The 26355-nt window shown below is 33.0% G+C and carries 42 protein-coding genes; 40 read left to right on the top strand and 2 right to left on the bottom strand.

Features of this window, described 5'->3' with window-relative positions:
• The first annotated feature begins 10 nt into the window (after window positions 1–10).
• The 40 genes from rplD (at window position 11) to BQ4446_RS07510 (ending at window position 22713) form a co-directional block, all read left to right on the top strand.
• Window positions 11–634 (top strand): 50S ribosomal protein L4, encoded by a 624-nt coding sequence (gene rplD / locus BQ4446_RS07700; RefSeq protein WP_071028109.1) that lies wholly within the window; start codon window positions 11–13, stop codon window positions 632–634.
• Window positions 634–921, top strand: coding sequence for a 50S ribosomal protein L23 (gene rplW / locus BQ4446_RS07695; protein ID WP_071028107.1), 288 nt, complete (start codon window positions 634–636; stop codon window positions 919–921). The genes rplD and rplW overlap by 1 nt, the downstream gene beginning before the upstream one ends.
• Window positions 922–934: 13 nt before the next feature.
• Complete coding sequence (rplB, locus tag BQ4446_RS07690) at window positions 935–1765, top strand: 50S ribosomal protein L2 (RefSeq protein WP_071028105.1); 831 nt, start codon at window positions 935–937, stop codon at window positions 1763–1765.
• Window positions 1766–1777: 12 nt separating this feature from the next.
• Window positions 1778–2062 (top strand): 30S ribosomal protein S19, encoded by a 285-nt coding sequence (rpsS, locus tag BQ4446_RS07685; protein ID WP_071028103.1) that lies wholly within the window; start codon window positions 1778–1780, stop codon window positions 2060–2062.
• A 13-nt stretch (window positions 2063–2075) separates the two neighbouring features.
• Window positions 2076–2411 (top strand): 50S ribosomal protein L22, encoded by a 336-nt coding sequence (gene rplV, locus BQ4446_RS07680; RefSeq protein WP_071028101.1) that lies wholly within the window; start codon window positions 2076–2078, stop codon window positions 2409–2411.
• Window positions 2412–2422: 11 nt separating this feature from the next.
• Window positions 2423–3229: a 30S ribosomal protein S3 gene (rpsC, locus tag BQ4446_RS07675; RefSeq protein ID WP_071028099.1), complete on the top strand. Its 807-nt coding sequence runs from the start codon at window positions 2423–2425 to the stop codon at window positions 3227–3229.
• 20 nt (window positions 3230–3249) lie between these two features.
• Entirely contained in the window at window positions 3250–3678 is a 429-nt protein-coding gene (gene rplP, locus BQ4446_RS07670; protein WP_071028097.1) for a 50S ribosomal protein L16, read from the top strand.
• Window positions 3668–3877 carry a 50S ribosomal protein L29 gene (rpmC, locus tag BQ4446_RS07665; protein ID WP_071028095.1) on the top strand — a complete coding sequence of 70 codons (210 nt, stop codon included), beginning with the start codon at window positions 3668–3670 and terminating at the stop codon, window positions 3875–3877. The genes rplP and rpmC overlap by 11 nt, the downstream gene beginning before the upstream one ends.
• Window position 3878: 1 nt before the next feature.
• On the top strand, window positions 3879–4133 hold the full coding sequence (rpsQ, locus tag BQ4446_RS07660) for a 30S ribosomal protein S17 (protein WP_071028094.1): 255 nt from the start codon (window positions 3879–3881) through the stop codon (window positions 4131–4133).
• 19 nt (window positions 4134–4152) lie between these two features.
• Window positions 4153–4521 (top strand): 50S ribosomal protein L14, encoded by a 369-nt coding sequence (rplN, locus tag BQ4446_RS07655; RefSeq protein WP_071028091.1) that lies wholly within the window; start codon window positions 4153–4155, stop codon window positions 4519–4521.
• A gap of 14 nt (window positions 4522–4535) precedes the next feature.
• Window positions 4536–4844, top strand: coding sequence for a 50S ribosomal protein L24 (gene rplX, locus BQ4446_RS07650; protein WP_071028090.1), 309 nt, complete (start codon window positions 4536–4538; stop codon window positions 4842–4844).
• A gap of 11 nt (window positions 4845–4855) precedes the next feature.
• Window positions 4856–5401: a 50S ribosomal protein L5 gene (gene rplE / locus BQ4446_RS07645; protein WP_071028088.1), complete on the top strand. Its 546-nt coding sequence runs from the start codon at window positions 4856–4858 to the stop codon at window positions 5399–5401.
• Between the two features lie 17 nt (window positions 5402–5418).
• Complete coding sequence (locus BQ4446_RS07640) at window positions 5419–5604, top strand: type Z 30S ribosomal protein S14 (RefSeq protein ID WP_071028087.1); 186 nt, start codon at window positions 5419–5421, stop codon at window positions 5602–5604.
• A gap of 27 nt (window positions 5605–5631) precedes the next feature.
• Window positions 5632–6027, top strand: coding sequence for a 30S ribosomal protein S8 (gene rpsH / locus BQ4446_RS07635; protein WP_071028085.1), 396 nt, complete (start codon window positions 5632–5634; stop codon window positions 6025–6027).
• A gap of 14 nt (window positions 6028–6041) precedes the next feature.
• Window positions 6042–6578 carry a 50S ribosomal protein L6 gene (rplF, locus tag BQ4446_RS07630; protein ID WP_071028084.1) on the top strand — a complete coding sequence of 179 codons (537 nt, stop codon included), beginning with the start codon at window positions 6042–6044 and terminating at the stop codon, window positions 6576–6578.
• A 14-nt stretch (window positions 6579–6592) separates the two neighbouring features.
• Entirely contained in the window at window positions 6593–6955 is a 363-nt protein-coding gene (gene rplR / locus BQ4446_RS07625) for a 50S ribosomal protein L18 (protein ID WP_071028082.1), read from the top strand.
• Window positions 6956–6965: 10 nt separating this feature from the next.
• A complete protein-coding gene (rpsE, locus tag BQ4446_RS07620) occupies window positions 6966–7472 on the top strand; it encodes a 30S ribosomal protein S5 (RefSeq protein ID WP_071028080.1) in 507 nt (168 codons plus the stop codon).
• A 7-nt stretch (window positions 7473–7479) separates the two neighbouring features.
• Window positions 7480–7656, top strand: coding sequence for a 50S ribosomal protein L30 (rpmD, locus tag BQ4446_RS07615; RefSeq protein WP_071028078.1), 177 nt, complete (start codon window positions 7480–7482; stop codon window positions 7654–7656).
• Window positions 7657–7667: 11 nt separating this feature from the next.
• Window positions 7668–8117, top strand: coding sequence for a 50S ribosomal protein L15 (gene rplO, locus BQ4446_RS07610; protein WP_071028076.1), 450 nt, complete (start codon window positions 7668–7670; stop codon window positions 8115–8117).
• A complete protein-coding gene (secY, locus tag BQ4446_RS07605; protein ID WP_071028074.1) occupies window positions 8117–9397 on the top strand; it encodes a preprotein translocase subunit SecY in 1281 nt (426 codons plus the stop codon). Before rplO ends, secY begins: the two co-directional genes overlap by 1 nt.
• Window positions 9398–9406: 9 nt before the next feature.
• On the top strand, window positions 9407–10048 hold the full coding sequence (locus BQ4446_RS07600; RefSeq protein WP_071028072.1) for an adenylate kinase: 642 nt from the start codon (window positions 9407–9409) through the stop codon (window positions 10046–10048).
• Between the two features lie 7 nt (window positions 10049–10055).
• Window positions 10056–10310, top strand: coding sequence for a KOW domain-containing protein (locus BQ4446_RS07595; RefSeq protein ID WP_071028070.1), 255 nt, complete (start codon window positions 10056–10058; stop codon window positions 10308–10310).
• Window positions 10311–10328: 18 nt separating this feature from the next.
• On the top strand, window positions 10329–10547 hold the full coding sequence (infA, locus tag BQ4446_RS07590) for a translation initiation factor IF-1 (protein WP_071028067.1): 219 nt from the start codon (window positions 10329–10331) through the stop codon (window positions 10545–10547).
• Between the two features lie 18 nt (window positions 10548–10565).
• On the top strand, window positions 10566–10679 hold the full coding sequence (rpmJ, locus tag BQ4446_RS07585; RefSeq protein WP_071028065.1) for a 50S ribosomal protein L36: 114 nt from the start codon (window positions 10566–10568) through the stop codon (window positions 10677–10679).
• 11 nt (window positions 10680–10690) lie between these two features.
• Complete coding sequence (gene rpsM / locus BQ4446_RS07580) at window positions 10691–11053, top strand: 30S ribosomal protein S13 (protein ID WP_071028063.1); 363 nt, start codon at window positions 10691–10693, stop codon at window positions 11051–11053.
• Window positions 11054–11065: 12 nt separating this feature from the next.
• Window positions 11066–11461: a 30S ribosomal protein S11 gene (gene rpsK, locus BQ4446_RS07575; protein WP_071028060.1), complete on the top strand. Its 396-nt coding sequence runs from the start codon at window positions 11066–11068 to the stop codon at window positions 11459–11461.
• Between the two features lie 43 nt (window positions 11462–11504).
• Window positions 11505–12452 (top strand): DNA-directed RNA polymerase subunit alpha, encoded by a 948-nt coding sequence (locus BQ4446_RS07570; protein ID WP_071028058.1) that lies wholly within the window; start codon window positions 11505–11507, stop codon window positions 12450–12452.
• A gap of 11 nt (window positions 12453–12463) precedes the next feature.
• Window positions 12464–12805 carry a 50S ribosomal protein L17 gene (rplQ, locus tag BQ4446_RS07565; protein WP_071028056.1) on the top strand — a complete coding sequence of 114 codons (342 nt, stop codon included), beginning with the start codon at window positions 12464–12466 and terminating at the stop codon, window positions 12803–12805.
• A 107-nt stretch (window positions 12806–12912) separates the two neighbouring features.
• The gene (locus tag BQ4446_RS07560; protein WP_071028054.1) at window positions 12913–13836 is read left to right on the top strand and encodes an SAM-dependent methyltransferase; all 924 of its coding nucleotides are present in this window, start codon (window positions 12913–12915) and stop codon (window positions 13834–13836) included.
• A gap of 129 nt (window positions 13837–13965) precedes the next feature.
• Window positions 13966–14244: an HU family DNA-binding protein gene (locus BQ4446_RS07555; protein ID WP_071028052.1), complete on the top strand. Its 279-nt coding sequence runs from the start codon at window positions 13966–13968 to the stop codon at window positions 14242–14244.
• 44 nt (window positions 14245–14288) lie between these two features.
• Complete coding sequence (locus BQ4446_RS07550) at window positions 14289–14531, top strand: RNA-binding S4 domain-containing protein (protein ID WP_071028373.1); 243 nt, start codon at window positions 14289–14291, stop codon at window positions 14529–14531.
• A complete protein-coding gene (locus BQ4446_RS08425; protein ID WP_167632544.1) occupies window positions 14528–14698 on the top strand; it encodes a hypothetical protein in 171 nt (56 codons plus the stop codon). The genes BQ4446_RS07550 and BQ4446_RS08425 overlap by 4 nt, the downstream gene beginning before the upstream one ends.
• A 65-nt stretch (window positions 14699–14763) precedes the next feature.
• Window positions 14764–15096, top strand: coding sequence for an FtsB family cell division protein (locus BQ4446_RS07545; protein WP_071028050.1), 333 nt, complete (start codon window positions 14764–14766; stop codon window positions 15094–15096).
• 3 nt (window positions 15097–15099) lie between these two features.
• Window positions 15100–15492 carry a S1 RNA-binding domain-containing protein gene (locus tag BQ4446_RS07540; protein WP_071028048.1) on the top strand — a complete coding sequence of 131 codons (393 nt, stop codon included), beginning with the start codon at window positions 15100–15102 and terminating at the stop codon, window positions 15490–15492.
• A gap of 59 nt (window positions 15493–15551) precedes the next feature.
• Complete coding sequence (gene tilS, locus BQ4446_RS07535) at window positions 15552–16898, top strand: tRNA lysidine(34) synthetase TilS (protein WP_071028046.1); 1347 nt, start codon at window positions 15552–15554, stop codon at window positions 16896–16898.
• Complete coding sequence (gene hpt / locus BQ4446_RS07530; RefSeq protein WP_071028045.1) at window positions 16885–17418, top strand: hypoxanthine phosphoribosyltransferase; 534 nt, start codon at window positions 16885–16887, stop codon at window positions 17416–17418. Before tilS ends, hpt begins: the two co-directional genes overlap by 14 nt.
• 12 nt (window positions 17419–17430) lie before the next feature.
• A complete protein-coding gene (ftsH, locus tag BQ4446_RS07525) occupies window positions 17431–19395 on the top strand; it encodes an ATP-dependent zinc metalloprotease FtsH (protein ID WP_071028043.1) in 1965 nt (654 codons plus the stop codon).
• Between the two features lie 146 nt (window positions 19396–19541).
• Window positions 19542–20033, top strand: a complete 492-nt coding sequence (locus BQ4446_RS07520) for a COG2426 family protein (protein WP_071028041.1) — start codon at window positions 19542–19544, stop codon at window positions 20031–20033.
• A 608-nt stretch (window positions 20034–20641) separates the two neighbouring features.
• Complete coding sequence (locus BQ4446_RS07515; RefSeq protein ID WP_071028040.1) at window positions 20642–20959, top strand: type 2 periplasmic-binding domain-containing protein; 318 nt, start codon at window positions 20642–20644, stop codon at window positions 20957–20959.
• Between the two features lie 113 nt (window positions 20960–21072).
• Window positions 21073–22713 carry an S-layer homology domain-containing protein gene (locus BQ4446_RS07510; protein WP_071028037.1) on the top strand — a complete coding sequence of 547 codons (1641 nt, stop codon included), beginning with the start codon at window positions 21073–21075 and terminating at the stop codon, window positions 22711–22713.
• A 412-nt stretch (window positions 22714–23125) separates the two neighbouring features.
• Here BQ4446_RS07510 and BQ4446_RS07505 read toward each other — a convergent pair whose 3' ends face one another.
• Window positions 23126–25570, bottom strand: coding sequence for a transglycosylase domain-containing protein (locus BQ4446_RS07505; protein ID WP_071028036.1), 2445 nt, complete (start codon window positions 25568–25570; stop codon window positions 23126–23128).
• Between the two features lie 132 nt (window positions 25571–25702).
• Window positions 25703–26236, bottom strand: coding sequence for a biotin transporter BioY (locus BQ4446_RS07500; RefSeq protein ID WP_071028034.1), 534 nt, complete (start codon window positions 26234–26236; stop codon window positions 25703–25705).
• Between the last annotated feature and the right edge of the window lie 119 nt (window positions 26237–26355).

The raw sequence follows: 26355 nt of genomic DNA, 5'->3' as shown, positions 1-26355 counted from the left end.
GGGGTTTAAAATGTCTAAGATTCAAATGATAAATATAGAGGGAAATCCCGTTAATGAAATTGAGCTTTCTGATCAAATTTTTGGCGTTGATGTTAATGAACATGTTGTTTATCTAGTAGTTAAAAATATTTTAGCTAATAGAAGGCAAGGAACTCACAGCGCTAAAACACGTGCAGAAGTGCGTGGAGGCGGAAAGAAACCTTGGAGACAAAAGGGAACTGGCAGAGCAAGACAAGGATCTATTAGATCACCTCAATGGAGAGGCGGCGGAGTTGTATTTGCTAAAAAACCTAGAGATTATTCTTACACTACTCCAAAGAAAGTTAGAAGACTTGCTTTAAAATCGGTTTTAACTTCTAAATTAAAGGACAATGAAATTATTGTTTTAGATAAATTAGAAATGAATGAAATTAAAACAAAGACTTTTGCTAATATCTTAAAAGCTATTAAGGCTGATAGAAAAGCACTTGTTGTTATTAATGACAATGATGAAAATATTGTTAAATCAGCAAGAAATATTGCAAATGTAAAGACTTCTTATGTAAAAGACATTAATGTCTATGATCTTTTAAAATATAATAGTCTAATCATTACAAAGGATGCAATAGACACCCTTGAGGAGGTGTTTAACTAATGAATATGTACGATATTATTAGAAGACCAATTGTTACTGAAAAAAGTATGGCTCAAATGGAAGAAAAGAAATATACTTTTGAAGTTGACAAGAGAGCAACAAAACGTGAAATAAAAGAAGCTATTGAAAAGATTTTTAATGTAAAAGTTGCTAGAGTAAACACAATTAATATGCAAGGAAAATTAAAAAGGCAAGGAGCCCATATGGGTAGACGTCCTTCATGGAAAAAAGCAATAGTTAAACTTACTGATGATTCAGATACTATTGAATTTTTTGAATCAATGTAAGAGGAGGTAAATTATGGCAATTAGAGGATTTAAAGCTACAACTCCCTCCCGCAGACAAATGACTGTTTCTACATTTGAAGAAATTACAAAAACAAGTCCAGAAAAAAGTCTTTTAGTGTCACTTAAAAAGACTGCTGGACGTAATGCTCACGGCAGAATAACTTCAAGACACAGAGGCGGTGGAGTTAAGAGAAAATATAGAATAATAGATTTTAAAAGAGATAAGGACAATATACCTGCAAGAGTTGCAGCAATTGAATATGATCCTTACAGATCAGCATATATAGCACTTCTTAACTATGCAGATGGAGAAAAAAGATATATTATTCAACCATTAGGCTTAAAAGTTGGGGATGTTGTTGAAAGTGGAGCAGAAGCCGACATTAAAATTGGTAATGCCCTAAGACTTAAGGACATTCCAGTTGGTACAACAATTCACAATATTGAATTGACACCAGGCCGTGGCGGACAAATGGTTAGAAGCGCCGGCGGAGAAGCACAATTAATGGCAAAGGAAGGAAAATATGTACAGTTAAGACTTCCTTCAGGAGAATTTAGATATGTTAGTCCAAATTGTAAGGCAACAATCGGTCAAGTAGGAAATATTTCCCACGAACTCATCACTCTTGGTAAAGCTGGACGTAAGAGATATTTAGGAATTAGACCTCATGTTAGAGGTTCGGCGATGAACCCGGTAGATCACCCACATGGCGGTGGTGAAGGTAGAGCACCAGTAGGTAGACCATCACCAATGACACCTTGGGGTAAAAAAGCTCTTGGACTTAAAACTAGAAAGAGAAACAAAAAGAGCGATATGTATATTGTAAGAAGAAGAACAAAGTAATGGAGGGTTTAAATGAGTAGATCACTGAAAAAAGGACCATTTGCAGATGAACATCTATTAAAGAAAATAGATGAATTAAATGAAAAAAATGAAAAGAAAGTAATAAAGACTTGGTCACGTAGATCAACAATTTTCCCGGAATTTGTTTCACATACTATAGCAGTTCACGATGGAAGAAAGCACGTGCCCGTTTATATTACTGAAGATATGGTAGGACATAAACTAGGCGAATTTGTTCCGACAAGAACTTTTAGGGGTCATGGCGGAAAAAGTGAAAGTACAACATCTACTAAATAATAGGGGGTAAATAATGGAAGCAAAAGCAATTGCTAAATACGTTAGAATTTCACCTCTAAAGGTGAATTATATATGCGATGAAATTCGCGGCAAACAAGTTGACGAAGCCCTTTCTATTTTAAAATTCACTAATAAAAGAGGAGCTCATGAGCTATATAAAGTGCTACATTCCGCTGTGGCTAATGCTGAAAACAACTTGAACTTAGATAGAGGAGATCTTTATGTTAAAAAGGCTTATGCTAACGACGGACCTACAATGAAAAGATTCCGTCCTAAGGCTAAGGGAATGGCTTACCCGATTTTAAAGAGATCCAGTCATATTGGCGTTGTAGTAGCGGAAAAAGAGTAAGGAGGTAGACAATGGGCCAAAAAGTAAATCCACATGGTCTTCGTGTTGGAGTAATAAAAAACTGGGATTCCAAATGGTATGCCAATAAAAAGAACTTTTCTGATCTTTTAATTGAAGATAATGAAATTCGTAAATTTATAAAGAAAAAATTATATTCAGCAGGAATTTCAAAAGTTGAAATAGAAAGAGCTGCAAATAGAGTTAAGGTTTCAATTTATACTGCAAAACCTGGCGTAGTAATTGGACGTGGTGGTGCAGGAGTTGAAGAACTTAGAAAAGAAATTGAAACAAAAACAGGAAAGACTATTGTTTTAAATGTTGAAGAAATCAAAAATCCTGATGTTGATGCACAATTAGTTGCTGAATCAATTGCAGAAGCTCTTGAAAGACGTGTTTCTTTTAGACGTGCTATGAAACAAGCTATTCAAAGAACAATGAGAGCAGGAGTTTTAGGAATAAAAACTGCCGTTGCTGGACGTTTAGGTGGAGCTGACATGGCAAGAACTGAAGGTTATTCTGAAGGGACAATTCCTCTTCAAACTTTAAGAGCTGACATTGATTATGGTTTTAGCGAAGCTGATACAACCTATGGAAAACTTGGCGTAAAAGTCTGGCTTTATAAGGGTGAAGTTCTTCCTGAACTTAAAGATGACAGAAAGAGAAGAGATTATTCTGGAAAAGGTAAAGACAGAGATAACAAAAAACGTAGAAGACGTGACAACAAAGACGGAAAGAAAAATTCCAACAACAGAAGAAACAATAACAATAATAGAGATTTTAACAAGGACAAAGCTAGAGAAACTAATAAAAAATCCTAGTACTGAGAGGAGGATAATTTATGTTAATGCCTAAAAGAGTTAAATATCGTAGAGTTCATAGGGGCAGAATGAAAGGTAAGGCACAAAGAGGCAATACAATTTCCTATGGAGATTTCGGTATTAAAGCATTAGAACCGGCATGGATAACATCAAATCAAATAGAAGCGGCACGTCGTGCCATGACTAGATATATTCGTAGAGGTGGAAATATTTGGATTAAAATATTCCCGGACAAACCGGTATCTGAAAAACCGGCTGAAACACGTATGGGTTCAGGTAAGGGAGCTCCTTCTTACTGGGTGGCAGTGGTTAAACCTGGAAGGGTCCTATTTGAAATGAGTGGTGTTTCTGAAGAAATAGCAAGAGAAGCAATGAGACTTGCATCAATGAAACTTCCAATTAAAACAAAGTTTGTGAAGAAAGAGGATGGTGAATCAAATGAAGGTTAAAGAAATTCGCCAAATGTCAAGTGAAGATTTACAAAAGAAGGCAGACGATCTAAAAAGCGAACTTTTCAACTTGAGATTTAGACTTGCAACCGGCCAACTTGATAATCCACAAAGCATAAAAATGGTTAAAAAAGATATTGCAAGAGTAAAAACTATCATTAGAGAAAGACAACTCCAAGAAGGAAAGGAGATAATCTAAGATGGAAAGAAATAAAAGAAAAACCATAGTGGGTGTTGTAACAAGCGATAAAATGGAAAAGACAATTGTAGTTTCCGTAGAATCTTTTAAAACACATCCAATTTATAAAAAGAGATATAAGAACACAAAAAAATACAAGGCTCATGATGAAAACAACGAATGTGGTATTGGAGATAGAGTAAGAATTATGGAAACAAGACCGCTTTCAAAGGACAAGAGATTCAGACTTGTAGAAGTTATAGAAAAAGCAAAATAATAACTGAAAGGAGATTAACATGATTCAACAAGAAACAAGATTACATGTTGCTGATAATTCAGGTGCAAGAGAACTTTCCGTTATTAAGGTGCTTGGCGGAACAAATAGAAAAATTGCAAATATCGGTGATATTGTTGTATGCTCTGTAAAAACAGCTACACCAGGCGGAGTAGTTAAAAAAGGTAGCGTTGTTAAGGCTGTTATAGTAAGAACATCAAAGGGACTAAAGAGAAGAGACGGATCATATATTAGCTTTGACGATAATGCAGCAGTAGTTATTAAGGACGATAGAAGCCCTGTTGGAACTCGTATTTTTGGACCTGTAACAAGAGAACTTAGAAGAGGTAACTTCATGAAAATTATCTCTTTGGCACCTGAAGTGCTTTAATAGGAGGTACATTTATGAGAATTAAAACCAATGACACAGTAAAAATAATAGCTGGAAAAGATAAGGGTAAGGTTGGTAAAGTTTTAAAAACAATCCCAAAAGAAAATAGGGTTATTGTTGAAAATGTAAATATGGTTACTAAGCATATGAAACCACAAGGCCCAACTAAACCAGGTGGAATAGAAAAGAAAGCAGCTCCTATTCATGTTTCCAATGTAATGTATTATGATCAAAAAAGCGGCAAGGGAACAAGACTAGGATATAGATTTGAAAACGGCAAAAAAGTTAGATTTAAAAAATCTGATAATGAAACAATTAAGTAGGAGGTAGAAAAATGACTTCAAGATTAAAAGAAAAATATGAAAAAGAAGTTACGGGCTACCTTGTTGACAAATTCGGATACACAAATAAAATGCAAGTACCGCGTCTTGAAAAGGTAATTATTAACATTGGTATTGGCGAAGCAAAAGACAATCCAAAAGCCTTGGAATCCGCAGTAAATGATTTAACTGTTATTGCAGGTCAAAAACCTATAGTAACATTAGCAAAAAAATCAATAGCAAATTTTAAACTTCGTGAAGGTCAAAAAATTGGTGTTAAGGTAACATTAAGAGGAGAAAGAATGTACGATTTTCTTGACAAACTTATGAATGTTGCCCTTCCAAGAGTAAGAGACTTTAGAGGAATTAAATCAACAGCCTTTGACGGTAGAGGAAATTATGCCCTTGGACTTAAGGAACAACTTATTTTCCCTGAAATTGAATATGATAAAGTAGATGCAATCAGAGGACTTAATGTTGTAATAGTTACTACTGCAAATACTGATGAAGAAGCAAAAGCATTCTTGGAAAAAATGGGAATGCCCTTTGCTAAGAACTAATTAAATGGAGGAATTTTGTGGCTAAGAAATCAATGATAGCAAAGCAAAAGAGGGAAGCAAAATATTCTACTCGCGCATATACAAGATGCAAAATTTGCGGAAGACCTCATGCTGTGCTTAAAAAATATGGAATTTGCAGAATTTGTTTTAGAGAACTGGCTTACAAAGGACAAATTCCTGGCGTTAGAAAAGCTAGTTGGTAAACCCAAGGTGAAAGGAGGCAAACTGATATGATGACAGACCCAATCGCGGATATGCTTACAAGAATTAGAAATGGTAATCATGCAAGGCATAAAACTGTTGACATCCCAGCTTCAAATATTAAAAAAGAAATAGCAAAAATTCTTTTAAATGAAGGATATATAAAAGGATATGACCTTGTTGATGATAATAAGCAAGGACTTATAAAAATAGATTTAAAATATGCTCAATCCGGGGAAAGAGTAATTTCCGGACTAAAGAGAATATCAAAACCGGGCCTTAGAGTTTATGTTAAGTGCGAAGATGTTCCAAAAGTTCTTGGAGGACTTGGAACAGCAATTATTTCAACATCTAAGGGTATTATTACAGATAGAGATGCAAGAGAAAAGGGAGTTGGCGGAGAAGTAATCTGCTACATTTGGTAATTGGAGGTGAAACAATGTCCAGAATCGGTAAAAAACCTATAGAGATCCCAAAAAATGTCGAAATAAAAATCGAAGAAAATGAAATAGAAGTAAAGGGACCTAAGGGAAGTCTTAGACAAGCATTTGATAAGTCTATGACTTATGAATTAGAAGATGGAGTTCTCACAGTAAATAGACCAAATGATAGCAAAAAAATCAAAGCACTTCATGGTCTTACAAGAACTCTTATATATAATATGATTGTTGGTGTAACAGAAGGTTATAAGAAGGAACTAGAAATCGTTGGAACAGGATACAGAGCCAGCAAAAATGGCAATAAACTTGCTTTAAACCTTGGTTTTTCCCATCCATTGGAACTTGAAGATCCAAAGGGAATTATAGTTGAGGTACCTGCTGCTAACCAAATAGTTATTTTAGGAAACGATAAACAACAAGTTGGAGCTTATGCTGCATTCATTAGAGGATTTAGAGAACCTGAACCATATAAGGGCAAGGGTATTAAATATGTTGATGAGCACATAAGACGTAAAGTCGGCAAGACTGGTAAGTAGAAAGGAGTTTTACAGTGTTCAAAAAATTAGATAAAAATCAAATTAGAGTAAAAAGACACAAAAGAATTAGAAGGCACATTTCCGGAACTTCAGTAAGACCAAGACTTTCTATTTATAGGTCAGATGCTCATATTTATGCACAGTTAATTGATGATGAAAAGGGACATACAATTTGTCAATCATCAACACTTGACAAGTCATTGAATTTAGAAAATTCAAAAAATATGGAAGCAGCAAAGGCCGTAGGTTCAGATATAGCAAAGAAAGCTGTTGAAAAGGGAATTACTGAAATTGTTTTTGATAGAAGCGGCTATATTTACCACGGAAAAGTCAAAGCTCTTGCAGACGCAGCAAGAGATGGCGGTCTAAAATTCTAAGGAGGGAAAAATGGAACGTTCATTAATTAATGCGGCGGAACTTGATTTAGAAGATAAAGTTGTAGCTATAAATAGAGTTGCCAAGGTTGTAAAGGGTGGTAGAAACTTTAGATTTGCAGCCCTTGTAGTAGTTGGCGATCACAACGGTCACGTTGGTGTAGGTACAGGTAAAGCACTTGAAGTTCCAGAAGCAATTAGAAAAGCAACACAAGATGCTAAAAAACATATTATAAAAGTAAATTTATTAAACACTTCAATCCCTCATATGGTAACAGGAGTTTTCGGTGCTGGAAAAGTATTTTTAAAACCTGCTAGAGAAGGTACAGGAGTTATCGCCGGAGGAGCAGTGCGTGCAGTATGTGAACTTTGCGGAATTACTGATATTCGTACAAAGAATTTAGGATCAAGTAATCCTAGAAATACTGTTAATGCAACAATTGAAGCTTTAAAACAATTAAAGACAGCTGAGTCTGTTGCAAAACTTAGAAATAAATCAGTGGATGAAATTTTAGGATGAGGTGTCTATGAGTACTATAAAAATTAAATTAGTTAAGAGCCCTATTGGAAAAATTCACACTCATAAGAGAACAATTAAGGCTCTTGGCCTTAGAAAAATTGGCCAAGTAGTTGAAAAAAACGACACTCCTCAAATTAGAGGAATGATTAAACAAGTTGAATATATGCTTGAAGTTGAAGAATAAGGAGGTGCAGCATGAAATTACATGACTTAAAACCTGCCTGTGGCGGTGGAGTTAAAGCCAGAAAAAGACTCGGTAGAGGCATCGGATCAGGAACAGGCAAGACTGCCGGACGTGGTCACAAGGGTCAAAATGCCAGATCAGGTGGCGGAGTAAGACCTGGATTTGAAGGTGGCCAAATGCCATTATTTAGACGTCTTCCAAAAAGAGGTTTTTATAATGTATTCAGAAAAGAATTTGGAGTAGTTAATGTATCTGATTTAAACTGCTTTGAAGAAGGAACTGAAGTTACAAAAGAACTTTTAATTGAAAGAGGACTAATAAAAAGGTCAAAATCAAAGGATGGTGTAAGAATTCTTGGTAATGGAGATTTAGAAGTTAAGCTAAATGTTAAAGCCAACCATTTCTCCAACTCTGCGACTGAAAAAATAGAAGCTCGTGGAGGAAAGGCTGAGGTGATTTAATGCTAACCACCTTTAAAAATGCGTGGAAAGTTCCTGAAATTCGTAAAAAAATTCTTTTTACCCTTTTCATGTTACTTCTTTATAGATTAGGATCTCACATTGCAGTTCCTTTTATGAATGCTTCAGTAATTGAAAAATTATTTGAAGGTGCAAATTCATCACTTTTTGCCTTTATGGACTTAATGGCAGGAGGTAACTTTAGAAATTTTACAATTTTTGCGGCTAATATTTATCCCTATGTTACAGCATCAATTGTACTTCAGCTTTTGACCATAGCAATCCCTTCCCTTGAAGCACTAGCAAAGGAAGGTAACACAGGACGTAAAGCTATAGCAAAATATACAAGATATTTAGCGATAGCAATCTCTCTTGTACAAGCTATTGGTTATACATTTGGAATTTTTAGAGGTGCTGTTAATGCAACAGAACCTTTGGAATATATAACAATTATACTTTCAATAGTAGCAGGTTCAACTATTCTTATCTGGATAGGTGAACAAATTACAGAACATGGTATTGGAAATGGTATTTCAATATTAATTTTTGCAGGTATCGTTGCAAGATTCCCTGTAGATATAGTTCAATCAATACAATTAGTTAGGGCAGGCATGGCAAGTCCAGTATATCTATGGATTTTCCTTGTTGTTGCAATAGCCATTTGCGTATTTGTTGTAATCCTTAATGAAGGAGAAAGAAGAATTCCAGTACAATATGCAAAAAGAGTTGTAGGAAGAAAAATGTATGGCGGTCAAGCCACTCATATTCCTATTAAAGTTCTTTTAACTGGAGTTATGCCTATAATCTTTGCTAACTCACTATTAGCAATTCCATCAACGATAGCAATGTTTACAAAAAACGAAGCTACAAGAAATTGGATTGCAAAATGGCTTTCACCATCAGGTGGACCAGGAGTAGTAATTTATGTAATCTCTAGTGTGATTTTAATTATATTCTTCACATTTTTCTATACAACAATACAATTTAATACAGTTGAATATTCTAAGAATTTACAACAAAACGGTGGGTTTATTCCAGGCATCAGACCAGGAAAACCGACAAGCGAATATTTACAAAGATCTTTAAATAGATTAGTTTTGCCAGGTGCAATTGCACTTGCTTTCTTATCAGTTTTACCTACAATATTGACAAAGCTTAGCAATCTGCAGTTCAATTACGGTGGAACAAGTATTATAATTGTAGTAGGTGTAGTACTAGAAACTTCAAGAGTACTGGAACAGCAACTTTTAATGAGAAATTACAAAGGATTCTTAAAGAAATAGAGGTAATTCATGAGATTAGTTATTTTGGGTCCTCCAGGGGCCGGCAAAGGTACGCAAGCAGATTATATTATTAAAAAATATAACATTCCACATATATCAACAGGTGATATTTTTAGAGAAAATATTAAAAACAAAACTGAACTTGGAAATAAGGCAAAATCATATATGGATAAGGGACTTTTAGTTCCTGATGAACTTGTTATAGATTTAGTTGAAGATAGACTTAATAAAGAAGATTGTGAAAATGGATTTTTACTTGACGGCTTCCCAAGAACAGTTGCTCAAGCAGTAAGTCTTGATGCAATTCTTGATAAAAAAGACAAGGCTTTGACAAAAGTTATTAATATTGATGTTAAGCCTGAAATTTTAGTAGAACGTGCAGTGGGAAGACGTGTTTGCAAATCTTGTGGAGCAACATATCATATTAAATTCAATCCTCCAAAGGTTGAAGGTATTTGCGACAAGGATAATGAAAAACTCATCCAAAGACAAGACGATACGGAAGAAACTGTAAAGACCAGAATTAAAGTATATTTTGAACAAACAGCACCATTAATAGATTATTATAAGGCGCAAAGTCTTCTATTAAATATTGATGGACAAAAAGACATAGATAAGGTATTTGAAGATATAGTTAAGGGTCTTAATTAGGTGAAATATGGATAAGACAATATCTCTTCAAAGGGGACAAGTTGTAAAATCCAAAAAAGGTCGAGACGAGGGTCAAGTATTTGTTATCATTGAAATTATTGACGATAACTATCTTTTACTTGTTAATGGAAAAAGTAGAAAGCTTGAAAAACCTAAGAAAAAAAAGGTTAAACACATTTCAATTTATAAGGATATTGTTAATCTTGATGTTAAAGATATTAATGATTCCTATATTCGAAAAATGCTAAAGCCTTATAGCTAAAGGAGGAAATACCTATATATGGCTAAAGAAGATGTAATTGAAGTGGAAGGAGTTGTAACTGACGCCCTTCCTAATACAAATTTCAAAGTTAAACTTGAAAATGGACATGAAATACTTGCTCATATTTCGGGGAAATTAAGAATGAATTATATTAGAATTCTTCCAGGTGATAAGGTGACTGTAGAGCTTTCACCCTACGATTTGACAAGAGGAAGAATTACTTGGAGAAAAAAATAATCCCGTAAGGAGGTTACAATGAAAGTTAGACCATCAGTTAAGAAAATGTGCGAAAAATGCAAAATTATCAGAAGAAAAGGAAAAGTTATGGTAATTTGTGATAATCCTAAGCATAAACAAAAACAGGGTTAAGGAGGTAGATTATGGCAAGAATAGCCGGTGTGGACTTACCAAGAGAAAAGCGAGTTGAAATTGGACTTACTTATATCTTTGGTATAGGTAAAAGCAGATCACAAAAAATTCTTAAAGATGCCGATGTTAATTTTGACACAAGGGTTAAAGATTTGACTGAAGCTGAACTTGGAAGAATTAGAGATGAAATTCAAAAATACCACGTTGAAGGTGATTTGCGTCGTGATGTTGCATTAAACATCAAGAGGCTTCGTGAAATCAACTGCTATCGTGGACGTAGACATAAAGCAGGTCTTCCTGTAAGGGGACAAAAGACTAAGACTAATGCTAGGACAAGAAAAGGTCCTAAGAAGTTAATTTCTAAGAAAAAGTAAGGGGGGTTATAAATGGCAAAAAAACAAAAGGCAACACGTGTTAAACGTCGTGCTCGTAAAAATATTGAAAAAGGTCAAGCACATATAGCCTCTACTTTTAATAATACAATGGTTACTCTAACAGATACTAATGGAAATGTTATTTCCTGGGCTAGTGCTGGACAATTAGGTTTTAGAGGATCAAGAAAATCAACACCTTTTGCAGCACAAGAAGCTGCAGCTGAAGCAGCAAATAAGGCAAAGGAACATGGACTAAAATCTGTAGATGTTTATGTTAAGGGACCAGGCAGTGGAAGAGAAGCAGCTATAAGATCCCTACAAGCATCAGGACTTGACGTTACTATGATTAAAGACGTAACACCAATTCCTCACAATGGTTGCAGACCGCCAAAACGCAGAAGAGTTTAATGGTATTAGTTAGTAAGCAATTGCTAAACTAAAAGGAGGAACCATGATAGAAATAGAAAAGCCTAAAATTAGTATTGAAAAGTTGGATGATTCTGGAAAGTATGGTAAATTTATAGTGGAACCCCTTGAAAGCGGATATGGTATTACTATTGGTAATTCTTTAAGGAGAGTTCTTTTATCATCACTGCCCGGAGCAGCTGTATCCTTTTTAAATATACGAGGAGTAGAACATGAATTTGATACAATTCCTGGTGTTTTAGAAGATGTACCGGAAATTATATTAAATATTAAATCACTTGTGTTAAAGATGGAAAATGATGAACCTATAAAAATCATTATTGATAAATCTGGCAAGGGTGAAATCAAAGCTAGTGATATTATTCTTGAACCAGGGATTGAAGTAGTAAATAAGGATCATCATATAGCTACTTTAAATGAAGATGCAGATGTTTATATTGAAATGACTGTTGAAAAAGGTCGTGGTTATGAGCCTTCCGAATTAAAAAAAGATGAAGTAACTCAAATAGGAATAATTCCTATGGATTCAAATTACACTCCAGTTAAAAAAGTTAATTGGAAAGTAGAAAATACAAGAGTTGGGCAAAGAACTGATTATGATAGATTAATTCTTGAAGTTACAACTGATGGATCCATGAAAGCAGATGAGGCAACTTCTCTGGCAGCAAAAATTTTAACTGAACACCTTGATCTATTTATAGGACTTACAAATCATGTAAATGATGTAAATATTATGGTAGAAAAACAAGAAGATCAAACTGAAAAAGTTATGGATTTAACTGTTGAGGAACTTGATCTTTCTGTTAGAAGTTTTAACTGCTTAAAGAGAGCGGGCATTAATACCGTTGGGGAACTGACAAACAGAACTGAAGAAGATATGATGAAAGTTAGGAACCTAGGGAAAAAATCCCTTGAAGAAGTGGTTGCTAAACTTAAAGATATGAATCTATCTCTTAAACAAGAAGAGGAATAAAGGAGGTACTAATGACAGTACAAAGAAAACTTGGCCGCAATTCAAGTCATAGACGTGCCATGCTTAGAAATCTTGTCAGCTCACTTTTAAGGGAAGAAAAAATTGTAACAACTGTTACAAGAGCAAAAGAGACAAGAAGAATAGCTGAAAAAATGATAACACTTGGTAAGCGTGGAGATCTTCATGCAAGAAGACAAGCCTTAGCATATATTTATGACGAAGATACAGTTACAAAAGTTTTTAAAGAACTTGCAGAAAAATATGCTGATAGAAATGGCGGTTACACAAGAATAATTAAAATGGGACCAAGACGTGGTGATGGGTCAGAAATGGCTATCTTGGAATTAGTTTAATATTTATAAATAATTAAAGAATCCTTTGAGGGTTCTTTTTTTATGATTAGTTGTAATTTCATTTTTTCTAATATATAATTTTTTTAAAGTTAATTTTAGGAGTTATTATGATAAATATTGTTGGTCTTGGGGCAAGTGATGAAAAAGCTTTAATCCTTGGAGCCTTAGAAATTATAAATAATGGTAGGAAAAATTTTTTAAGAACTGAAAAGCATGAAGCAGTTTCTTATTTTATAAATCACAAAATTTCTTATAAATCTTTTGACTATATTTATGAAGATGAAAAGAGCCTTTCTTTTGAAGATGTTTATGGAAAAATTGTAGAAATTCTTTTAAGGGAAGAAAAAGAAAATGGTGTAATTAATTATTATGTTCCTGGCAATCCCTTTGTGGCTGAAAAAACAGTAAGTCTTTTAATAGAAAAAACTGCGACTAATGTCATAAAGGGCATGAGTTTTATAGATGATGTTTTAGCTCAGGTGAAAAGAGATGCTGTTGACGGACTTTTGTTTTTAGATAGTGATTTTGACCTACTAGATATTAATCCCTCAATGGATATTTTAATCACGCAGATTTACAATAATAGAATAGCATCTGACACTTCAATAAAACTTCAGGAAATTTATAGTCCAGATCATGAGGTCATACTTTTAATTGATGCTGGCCTTAAAAGTCAGAGAATAAGTAGGGATAAATTATATCTTCTCCCTAGGCAGGAGGGGATTAACCATCAAACTGCTCTTTATGTGCCCAGGATTAGAGAAGATAAGAGAAAAATTTTGATATCCTATATAGAAAAGCTAATTGACGATAAAAATTTATCTTATAGTGATGAGGTTCTTAATATAATTAGGGAAAAAATGATAGAAGAAGCTGAGAATTTAAAGGCAAATGATGATAATTCTCTTGCTAAGCTTTATTTTTTAATAAATTTACTTTTAGGCTTAGGAAATAGGGAAGGATTTTTTAACAAAGACTTGATTTTGGAAACTATTTTACAAAAAATAAGAGAAAATAGCGATTTTTTCTAAAATAGGACTAGAAAAATCCATAAACTTAGGTTATAATTGTTACAGTCTTAATTTTAACGGCAAGCTAGTTTGCCATTCGCAAAAAGAGATTGAAAGACTAGTAAATTTTTAATCTTCAAGGAGGATATTATGAACAAATCAGAATTAGTAGCAAGCATAGCTGCAAAAAGCAGTTTAACAAAGAAAGATGCTGAAGCAGCCCTTAACGGTTTCTTAGCTTCAGTTGAAGAAGCTTTAACAAGTGGAGAAAAGGTGCAATTAGTAGGATTTGGAACTTTCGAAGTTAGACAAAGAAAAGCAAGAGAAGGAAGAAATCCAAGAAATCCAGAAGAAGTAATTAAGATTCCTGCATCAAAAGCACCAGTATTCAGATCAGGTAAAGCTCTTAAAGAAGCAGTTAATAAGTAATTGAAATTAAGGAGGCCTTTGTGCCTTCTTTTTTTAAAAATATTATGAGATTAGATAAATTTTTAAAGATTTCGAGAATAATTAAGAGAAGAACTCTTGCCAAAGAAGCCTGTGATAAGGGACTTTGTTCTTTAAATGATAAGCTAGCTAAGGCAGGAGATGAAGTTAAAATTGGAGATATTTTAGAAATAAGACTAGGCTCAAGAACTGTTAAAGCCGAAGTCCTATCCCTTGAAGAAAATACAAAAAAAGAAGACTCTAAGGCTATGTATAGGAGAATTGAATGAATCCTTTCCTTATTTCCTATGATGGTTTTTTGGCTCTTGTTTTTGCCTTTATAACCATTATAGTAACTTATAAGTCCCTAAAGGGCCATGATGGTCATAGACTTATATTTATTTTTATAACATTTGTTATTTTGATTTTATACCTTCTTAGGGGCGGAATAATGTAAATTATTTTTATTTTATATCTTTACAAGTAGCTTATTTTCTGCAATAATTGACTTGGAGGTTAGATATGAAAGTTAAAAGAAAATCATTCCCCTTAATCTATTCCATTATTATTCTTTTGATGGTAGTTTATTTTGGATTTTTAATGTCCAAAGCTATTGTAGCTAGAAATCAAAAACTTGATATTTTAGCAGAAGATCAAAGTATGGTTAAGCAGCTTAATAAAGACATAGATTCTTTAAACAAGGAAATAAAAAATGCCAATACTCTTGATTTTGTTGAAAAGACAGCAAGAGATGATTTGGGAATGGTAAAACCAAAGGAAATTATATATATTGATAAAAATAAAGAAAACCTTGAAAATAACCTCCAAGCTGAAAATATACAGGAGGATAAATAGTTTATGAGCTTAGCTGTAGGCGATGTTGCTTTAGGTATTGTTTCAAACCTTACGAAATTTGGTGCTTTTGTTAATTTGGATGATGGAGCAAGTGGACTTGTACATATTTCCGAAATTTCCGATAGCTATGTGGAAAATGTTTCAGATTTTTTAGAAAAGGGACAGAAAGTTAAGGTAAAGGTAATTTCCATAGATGACAAGGGCAAGGTTTCTCTATCAATTAAGGCAGCAATGGAAAAAAAACCGCCTGAAATTCACTTTACTAAACCTGATTTAAATGCTAGTTTTGAGGATAAATTATCCAAATTTTTAAAGGACTCCAATGAAAAGTTGGAACAAGCCAGGTCTAGAGAAAAGCAAAAAACTAAAAGCAACAGGTCAAGAAATAGATTTTAAATAGTAATTAAAAGGACCTTTTTGGTCCTTATATTTTTTATAAATATTTGGTGGGACATATGGATAAAATTTTTTTGGATGAGCTAAATAAATATAAGTTCATAAAAAAGGGAGATAGACTGCTTTTAGGAGTTTCTGGTGGCCCTGATTCCATGTATTTACTTTATAATCTACTTGATTTAAGAAAGGAATATGACTTAGATTTATTAGTGTGTCACTTAAATCATGGAATTAGAAAAACAGCCCTTAGGGATGAAAAATTTGTAATAGATATTTGCAAAAAATATAATTTAACTTATAATATAAAGCATGTTAATATGAATGAATTTGCAAAAATTCACAAGATGACAAGTGAAGAAGCTGGAAGATTTTTAAGATATGAATTTTTTAGAGAGCTTTCAGATGGAAGAAAAATCTTGACTGCCCATAATTTAAATGACCAAGCTGAAACCCTTTTAATAAGAATTATTAGAGGGACAGGCATCAAGGGTCTAAAGGGTATTCCCATGGCAAATGAAGATCTTTTAAGACCTCTTGTAAATATTTCAAGAAAGAAAATTGAAAAATACCTTGATGAAAATAAACTTCCCTATGTGCTTGATGAAACAAATGAGGGAGTTGACTATATAAGAAATAGGATTCGTAATGAGCTTATACCCTATCTTGAAGAAAATTTTAATGAGGGGATTTTAAAGGTCCTTATTAGATTAAACGAAAACGCCCTAGAGGAGAGAACTTTTGTTGAAAAAATCATTGCTAGAGAATATGAAAAGCTTAAAGATGGGAAAAGTTTAATTATTGAACCTCTTCTTGAAGAAGACCCTTTCATTGGCAGGGAAATAATAAAACTCTATCTTGAAAGCTTTAATGAAGATTTAGTAACAAGGGCAAATATTTTAGCTATCTACAATATGCTTGAAAAAAAGTCTGGAACATCCATTGATTTATCAAAAAAATTTTTGGCTAGAGTATCCTATGGAAGGCTGATAATAGAAAAAAAAGAAAATATTAATTATAAAAGTCAAAAATTAGACTTGGGTGAAAATCTAACGGATTTTGGCATAGTTTCTTTAAAAAATGTGCCTTTAAATGAACTTAGTAAAATGGATATAAAGGCAAATCCTAGGTCAATTTTTATAGATAAGGATAAAATTTCTGGACCTCTTTATATAAGAAGTAGACAAGACGGGGATAGGTTTAGGCCCCTGGGTATGGATAAGGATAAAAAACTAAAGGACTTTTTTATAGACAAAAAACTGGACAGACTTTTGAGAGATAAAATAGGTCTAATCTGTGACGACAACAAAATTATTTGGATCATAGGCTATGGCATTAGTGATATATATAAAATTAGAAATAATTCTAAACATATACTTAATTTGGAGGTAAAAAATGGAAATGGTTAAGGAAATTCTCTTTACTGAAGAAGATATTAAAAAAAAGGTAAAAGAGCTAGGCAAGCAATTAACTTCTGATTATAAAGATAAAAATCTCTTATTAGTGGGTATATTAAAAGGAGCTGTACCTTTTATGGCAGATTTAATGAGAAGTATTGATCTTGACTTAGAATATGATTTTATGGATGTAACTTCATATGATGGAACAACATCTCTTGGTGAAGTTAGAATTTTAAAAGATATTTCTACAAAAGTTGAAGGCAAGGATATATTAATAGTAGAAGATATTATTGACACAGGCCTTACTCTTTCTTATCTTACTAAAATTTTTCAGTCAAGAGAAGCTAAGTCAGTTGCAATTTCAACCCTTCTATCAAAACCAAAGAGAAGAAAAATAGATATTCATGTAAAATATATTGGCTATGAAATACCTGATAAATTTGTTGTGGGCTATGGTATGGATTATAACGAAAAATTCAGGGCCCTACCATATATTGGTGTCCTTGATGAAGATGCCCTAAGAAAGTGAGGATGTGATATTTTGAAGAAAAGAATGGGAGGAACATTATTTTATTTTGTTCTTATTCTCTTATTATTTGCGACAATTAGATTTTTTAGACCACCTAATGAAACAGTGGTAAATAAAAGTGTCACAGAATTTTTAGAGGACCTAAAGGCTGATAAAGTTGTGGCAATTACAATGGTTGAAGATACAGATTCAGTTGCACATGTAAAATTAAAGGATGGGTCAACATTTGTAACCCTAATTCCTGATGCTGCAACAGAAAATATATTCAAATCCTATATACAAGAAAAGGTAGCAAATGGTGACATTAAATATAATTTAGAGCCTACAAAAGTTAGACCCTATTATTTAGATTTTATACCGTCACTTCTTATGATTGCAGTTGTTGTTTTTATTTGGTATAGACTTATGCAGCAAAACTCTGGCGGGGGAAGAATGAATTCCTTTGGCAAGAGCAAGGCAAGAATGGTAGACAAAAATTCTAAAAAACTTATTACCTTTAAGGATGTTGCTGGACTTGTGGAAGAAAAGGAAGAACTTGGAGAAATTGTTGATTTCCTTAAAAATCCCAAAAGATTTACAGAAATGGGAGCAAGAATACCCAAAGGGGTTTTATTAGTAGGCCCTCCGGGAACAGGTAAAACCTATTTGTCCCGTGCAGTTGCAGGAGAGGCAGGCGTTCCATTTTTCATAATGTCAGGTTCAGACTTTGTTGAAATGTTCGTGGGAGTTGGAGCATCAAGGGTAAGAGATTTATTTGACAATGCTAAAAAGAATGCACCTTGTATAATTTTTATTGATGAAATTGATGCAGTTGGCAGACGACGTGGCGCAGGTCTTGGAGGCGGTCATGATGAAAGAGAACAAACTTTAAATCAGCTATTAGTTGAAATGGACGGCTTTGGAACAAATGAAGGCGTAATTGTAATGGCTGCCACAAATAGACAAGATATTTTGGATCCAGCACTTTTAAGACCAGGCAGATTTGACAGAACTGTTTTTGTTGGAAGACCTGATATTATAGCTAGGGAAGAAATTTTAAAAATCCATTCCAAGGGCAAAAGAATTGGTGATGACGTTGATTTAAGATTAATTGCAAGGAGGACACCAGGCTTTACACCAGCTGATCTTGAAAATCTAATGAACGAAGCTGCACTATTGGCAGCAAGAAATGGGGACGCAAATATAAGTATGGAAGATGTTAACGAAGCATCTATAAAAGTCCAAGCAGGTCCTGCTAAAAAGTCAAAAATCGTTTCAGAAAAGGAAAGAAGACTGACAGCAGTTCATGAATCAGGCCATGCTATTGTATCTCAGTTCTTTCCAGAAGAGCATCCCGTTCACATGATAACAATAATACCTAGAGGACAAGCAGGAGGATTTACTGCCTATGCTCCAGAAGACGACATTTCTTTCCAAACAAAAGGAATGATGGAAGCACAAATCGTTTCCCTTTTAGGGGGTCGTGTTGCAGAAAGTTTAGTTTTGGAAGATATTTCAACAGGGGCTTCAAATGATATTGAAAGGGCAACACAAATTGCAAGAGCCATGGTAACCACTTACGGCATGAGCGAAAGACTTGGAACCATAAATTTTGATTCTGGAGATAATGAAATCTTTGTTGGAAGAGATTTAGGCAGGGCGAAAAATTATTCAGAAAGAACAGCTGCTGAAATTGATGAAGAAGTGGCAAGAATAATTAACGAAGCCTATATAAAATGTAGAGATATTTTAAGAGAAAACATGCCAAAACTCTTAAAACTATCAGATGCCCTTCTTGAAAAGGAAACAATCTATAGAAAAGAATTTCTTGAAATTATGGAAATGGAAGGGGACAAGACAGAAATATCTAATTCTAAAACCTATGGGGATGACAAAGTTTTAACAAAAGAATCTGTTGAAGGAAAGACTATAGAAGAAATTTATAAGGAAAATAAAAAAGAAGATTCTGAAAAATCAGATGATAACAAAAATAATTAAAATAATAAGGGCCATCCTTTGTGGATTGCCCTTATTATTTTGTTACTGGAAAACTGGTGATTTTCTTTTTATAAAATCTTAATAAAAATTAAATATTTATGATATACTTTCTATTATATAATTTAGGAAAACAAGAGAGGAATAATATGAGTTTTTTTGATAATCTTGCAAACACAATTGAATTACTTCTGCCAAAGGAAATTGCCATAATTGTTCTTTCTATGCTTCCTTATTTTGAACTAAAGGGGGCAATTCCCCTAGGCATATCCCTTGGCATGTCCTATAGAGAATCCTTTATTTATTCCCTAATAGGCTCATTTTTGCCAAGCCCTATAATTATTTTTGTGGTGACAAGTCTTTTAAATAATTTAAAGAGCAATCCTTCCTATGGTAGATTTTTAGAAAAATATAAAAAGAGGGTTAGAAATAAAAAAGACTTAGTAAAAAATTTAGGTTATCTAGGCTTATTTATTTTTGTAGCAATTCCACTTCCTGGCACTGGAGTTTGGACCGGATCATTTTTAGCTTCAATTTTTAAAATGGAAAAGAAAAAATCAATGCTTGTAATATTTTTAGGAAACCTCTGTGCAGGCCTTATAATAACTTTTTTAAGTATTGGAATTCATAAGATGATATAAATATAGTTTTAAATATATTGAAGTAACAAAATAAACCTTGACTAAATAATGAAAATGGAATACACTAAACATATAAATTTATAGCAAAAGCATGGGATGATTTTAATGAAAAAAAGTTTTTTGAAAACTATAAATCTCTAGAAATGGCCTATATATACAGGTCTTAAGCTTGCACCTTAAATAGTTATAAAGCAGAAATCAATTATCCATAAGAGGATGGTTTATTTCTGCTTATTTTTTTATGTTTTTTAAAGAAGGAGTAAATATTATAAAAATTAAAAAATCATTAACTTTAGTATTAGCATTAATAATGCTAATAGGGATAGTAGCAAGTACTAATGTATTTGTAGAAGTAGAAAGTGAAAAAAAGTTACAAGTCAGTTAACTTTTGAAGATGCTGGAATAAGAAGTCGTGTAACAGGTAGCCTTACTTTTGATAAAAGTCTTGAAAAAAACCAAATTGAAAAAGTAGAAGGAGCTGACGATAAATACCAAGGCACTTTTAGTGGTACAGTTGAATCTTCAGATTTATTCAGAGATTTATATGATTTATATATAAATGAATTATATACTAAAAAACTTTTATTTGGTATTGGAGAAATATTGTTATGTTTGGAAAAACAGAATCTACATTTCCAAATGCAACATACACAATAACTTTTCCTGAAAAAATAAAGGTAGACACTGATAAAGTTGTCGCTAAGTCTAATACATCAACAGTTAGTAAAATTGAAGTTGATGCTCAAGAACATTCTGTAAAGTTTACATTCAATTTAGGCTCTTGGAATGATTATGAAGGATTTTTTAAACTCGTTGAAAGTGAATTAGATTCTACTGGAAAAACCATATATATTTCTATTCCATATACAATAGAAGGAATTCATAATCCTTCTGATATTAGCGGAATAATTACAGGCTTTGGATAATGTAAACTTTATAAACATGGTAAACACCCACTAAAAGACCCTATAATTGATATTTCGCTTAATGGACCATCATTTGACTTAAGTCAATCAAATAATTAGGAGCTAGTGAAGTAATGAAAAAGGTTAATATAAACTTTAAAAAGATTTTTATTTTAGTGCTTTCTATTCTAGTATTAAGTCCATTAAATTCTTTTTCTGAGGCTAATATTATCTCCAATACAAAAATATCTAATCTTTTTGTTGAACCAGTAGAAGATATTTCCACTGGAAATTATGAAAATAAGATTGCTGACATAATAAGAGATAATTATTGGTCTAATTTAAAAGAAATTGAAGTTACAAATAGAGAAGCGAAGGCAGATAAAGACGGTAAGTTCGACAATAAGTTTAAAATCGCTATACCCAAATATTTATTAGGACCAGATGAAACAAAAATAAATTCATTTGCAACACACAATGATTTTGGTGGAAATGGAGGAAATTTTTTCTTTAATTTTGGTATCATTCCAAATTGGATAGGATTAAATGTTATGGCACCTCAAAAAATCTCTGCTGCAGAAGACTCAGATTTTAATGAAAATTTATACGAATTAGCAAATGATATAAAATTTAAGCCTAATAATGGTGAAGATTATAGAAATGTTTTTAGTTTTACAGCAGATGATATCCTTAAAAAGGAAGAATTTACTGATAAAGGTGATAAATTAAGACTTCTTAGAGATTTAAAGAAAAAAGATAGTAAAGATTCAAAAAAAGTTAATGAGTTGAAAGCTAATGAAGAAATAACACTTGATTTTTCAACCGAAATTAAAGAAGAAAATGAAGGTGGAAAAACTAAAAAAGTTCTTCTTGTAAAATTAAGAAAAAAAGAAAATAATTCAAATAAACAATTATCAGATTTTGTTAAATCAATAAAAAGTATTTGTGAATTTGACGAAAGTAACAAAACAACTTCAAAAAATTTAGTTGTTAGAGTAGAGGGACTAAAAGTTTCAAAAGATGTAGAAGCAGAAAAAAATATTAGCATAAATGCAACTGCTTCTGCAATGTATGATTTTGCAACTTCAGAAACAGAAAAATTTTATTTGTGTGACGATAAACATAATACTTTATTTAATCGAAAGGGCGAAGGATATGAAAATGCAGCTAATAGATTTTATTGGACTTTTGCAGCAATGCAAGATCCTGAGGGATTAGATGAAGCGGCTCCAAAAGACAAGCCAAATCAAATTTCCTATACTTTTAAAGTAGCACAAGCTCCAAAGCCACAGCCAAAGCCTGAACCAAAGCCAGAAGAACCAGTAATTGTATTTAAACCCCATGAATATGTAGAAACACATCCAGTAAATGCAATAATAAGAGATGAAATCCTTGAAGAATTAATACATGAAAAATATATCTTTGGATATCCAGAAGATATAATAAAACCAGATGGAAATATGACAAGGGCAGAAGCGGTATCAGTAGTAGCAAGACTAGAAAAATTAAAACTAGAAGATGAAAAAGAAATCTTTAAAGATACAAAAGTAGGTGCATGGTATAATAAAGCATTAAACGCAGCATATAAAGCAGGATACCTAGAAGAAAAAGAAGGGGAAAACTTTAGACCAAACGACCAAATAACAAGAGCAGAAGTAGCAAGCATGCTAAATAAACTCTATAACAGATACCCAGACAAAAACTTTATAGATGCAAATCCAAATAAAATCCACAGCTATAAAGACCTAGAAAAAAACACACTGGGCATACTATGAACTTGTGGAAGCCTATGAAACACATAAATACCATAGACTAGCAAATAATATGGAAGAATGGATAGATATAATTAAATAAAAAAACCAAAGCAGGGCTGCCTGAAAGGGCTGTCCTGCTTTTAAAAAATATTGAGCTGGGGACTTGTAGCCTTGCTTGTGCTTGTAGAGTACGGACTGTCCTTACTAAACAAAGAAAATAACACAACAAAAAAAATCAAATAAAATAGGGACAGCCCACTCACTCGCTATCGCTTGTTAAGGGACAGTCCCTATTTAAATAAATAAATATAAGGAGGACAGTCTTACATAAATTTCGCTAGGCTCAATTTATTAAAGATAGCCCTCAAAGAAAAAAAATAAATAAATATAAAGGGGAAAGGTTGTAAAAAGCAGCCCTCCAACATATTACATATTATTCATTTATAATACTTCTTGAGTTATTTGAAGATTTTGATGACTTCTTCCTAGAAGATTTTCCTGAATCTTCATTTGAATTTTTATTATCACTAGATTTTTTCTTTGATGATGATTTTTCTTCATCATCGTTACCATCGTCATCATCGTCTGATTCCCAGTATAATTTATTGGTGAAGTGTGGTTTTGTTCCATCTACAAAAAGTTCTCTTCTATCAAAGGAATATTTTGTATAAATGCCATCTGGCTCTTCAAATTCTTTTTTATCCAAATCTTCGTGGACTTTTTTCATTATTTCCTTCCAAAGATTTGCAGCCCTGTCAGATCCAAAGTTCAAATTTTCATTTTTGTCATTTCCAATCCAAACTGAGGCTGTGTAATATGGTGTGTATCCACAGAACCAAACATCTCTTTTATCAGATGTTGTACCAGTTTTACCAGCTACATCCATGCCAGGGAAGTTGGCCTTCGTACCTGTTCCTTTTTTAACAACGTCTTGTAATATATTTGTTAATATATAGGCATTTTGTTTGCTAGTAATCTCTTCTTCTTCAGGTTCTGCTTCATAAATTGCATCGCCTGTATTTGAAAGAACCTTTGTAACCAAAATAGGTTTTGCATATTTTCCTTCATTGGCAAGGGTCGTAAAAGCTCCTGCCATTTGAAGAGGACTAATGCCATGGGTCATGCCTCCAAGGGCAAGAGGTGAAAAGGAATAGTCATTTGTAAGAAGAGTATTAGGTTTTTCAGGATCAGGCTTAACAATTGAAGTTACACCAATTTTTTCCAGTGTTTCCACAACTTTTCTTATAGCCTTATCATCATCATATACCTTAGAATATGTTGAATTTTTATTTTTGCTTGAATCCTTATCAACAGAAATATCTCTTAATACTTGGAAGGCACCAACATTTGATGACCTTCTAACTAAGTTTCTAAGACTTGTCCAGCCTTGGTAAGAATTTGCATTATTTCTCGGTGGATTTTTAAAGTTGGCAGACTTTGGGATTGGTCCGTCTAAATAAATATCTCCTGCAGTAGCCCCATTATTAAAGGCCGTTAAATAAACAGAAATTGGTTTTATGGAAGAACCAGGCTGTCTAGGAACGACTGCTCTATTTAAAAGCTGACCTCCTCCAACGCCTCTACCTCCAACAAGAGCCTTAACTTCGTGGGTATGGTGGTCAATAATAACTGATGCAACTTGAGGCTGAATTACGCCACTGTCATCAACAAATGATCCCCTATAGTAGTCGGGATTGGCAACAGTTTCTTCCAAAGTTTTTTGAATATTAAAATCCATGGCAGTATAAATTTTGAGGCCGCCGTTAAATAATTTATTGTGGGCTTCTTCCTCGCTATAGCCAAGATTTGTTAAAATCTCCTTAACATCTTTTTGAACAAGGTCCGTATAAAAAGATGAAATTCCACCTTCACGTCTTTTGCCAATTTTTATAATTATTGGTTCAGCTAATGTGCTTTCATAGTCTTCCTTGGAGATATACTTATTTTCATACATCTTTTTAAGAACTCTTTTCTGTCTTGTCTTTGAATTTGGATTAAAGACAGCCTTGTAGGGAATATAGGTGTTATTTTTTACTTGTATATAGTCAAAATAATCAATTTTCCCCAGATTCATTAAATCTTCTGCAAAGTGGACTAAATATTCAGAATTTTCATAACCTTGGGTAACATTTGGTCTTAAAACAACTTGGACATCGCTAGGATTATCTTCTTCACTTATTTGCTTATAATTATAGGGAGTGTATTCCTCTGGCCTATTTGTAACACCTGCTATAAGAGCAGATTCAGCTAAGGTTAATTCTGAAACATCCTTATCAAAAAAAGAATGGGCTGCTGCAGAAACTCCAACAGTTCCCTTTGAGAAAGAAGCACAGTTTAAATACGCCTCCAAAATTTGAGATTTGTTTAAATTTTCTTCAATTTTATAGGCATAGTAAATATCTGTCACTTTTCTTTGAACACTTTTTAATGAAGAAGTGTAAAGATTTTTTGCCAGCTGCATAGTTATTGTTGATGCCCCTTGTTCCATGGAGCGTGTTTTAATATCGTGGACAAGAGCCCCGACAACCCTTCTAAAGTCAACGGCATTGTGTTCGTAAAATCTTTCATCTTCTATGGCCACAAAGGCATTGGCAAGATGTTCAGGGATTTTATCCATGGGAACAAACTCACTATATTCATCGTCAACAAGAGTTTGCAGGAGTTTTCCATCTTCTGTATATATTTTTGAAGTTTCGGCCATTAGGGCCCTGTAATTGTTAGGATCAATTTCTGGCGCACTTTTAAAAATTCCAAGAATTAAGGTTGTGCCTATTGTTCCAATAAATATAAGAACAGCAAGAATTAATAATACTAGTATTTTAAAAATACTGGAAACTTTTATAAGTCCATGAGGTTTACTTGCTCTTTTTCTATTCATGATAGCCTCCTTAAAAAATATTATAACATGATTTACTAAAAATACATAAAAATACTTATTAAAAAATCTTTACAAATAATTTAATAAATAAAAAAAGACTGCCTAAGCAGTCAAATGAAGTATAAGTATTTTTTAAAGGTTTTTTTTGATTTTCGGAGCAAGATAAGCAGCTATTGCAGCCTTTGCCATATCGGGAATAATAAAGGGAGTCATACCCACAGCAAAAACTTTGCCAAGTGACAGACTTGCACCTGAAACTTTTGTAATAATCATATACATATAGGGAAGTCCAATTGCATAGAAAAGAACTTCAGCAATAATTAAAACAATTATTAATTCACCAAGTTTTTTCTTTCCTTGAGCAAGTTTTGATATTAATGCAGCTCCTAATATAAATGAAATTAAAAATCCAAACGTTGGTGAGAATACGTATTGCATTCCTCCTTGAAAGCCTGAAAAAATTGGTAGACCAATAAGGCCTAAAAGTACATAAGTAAGTACGCTAAGAGCCGCATATTCTGGTGTCAAAAGTAGGCCAGCCATAAACACAAAAAAGTTTTGCATTGTAAAGGGAACGGGACCAATGGGAATAGTTATAAAAGCACCAATGGCAATTAGGGCACACAAAAGTGCGGTTTGTGTTAAGTTTTTCGTTTTAATATTCATAATTACCTCCAGCTATTATTCTAGTTACTGTTTACCAAAAAGTCAATAGAGTTGACAAAAATATTTTTTTGTTTATTTTTTAGTAAATATCATATAGAATGATACTATAAATAAAAAAT

This window comes from Peptoniphilus raoultii (assembly GCF_900099555.1).
In the GTDB taxonomy this organism is placed as follows: domain Bacteria; phylum Bacillota; class Clostridia; order Tissierellales; family Peptoniphilaceae; genus Peptoniphilus_A; species Peptoniphilus_A raoultii.
Note: the sequence above shows the minus strand (reverse complement) of the source record. Positions and strands in the feature narration are given on the sequence as shown.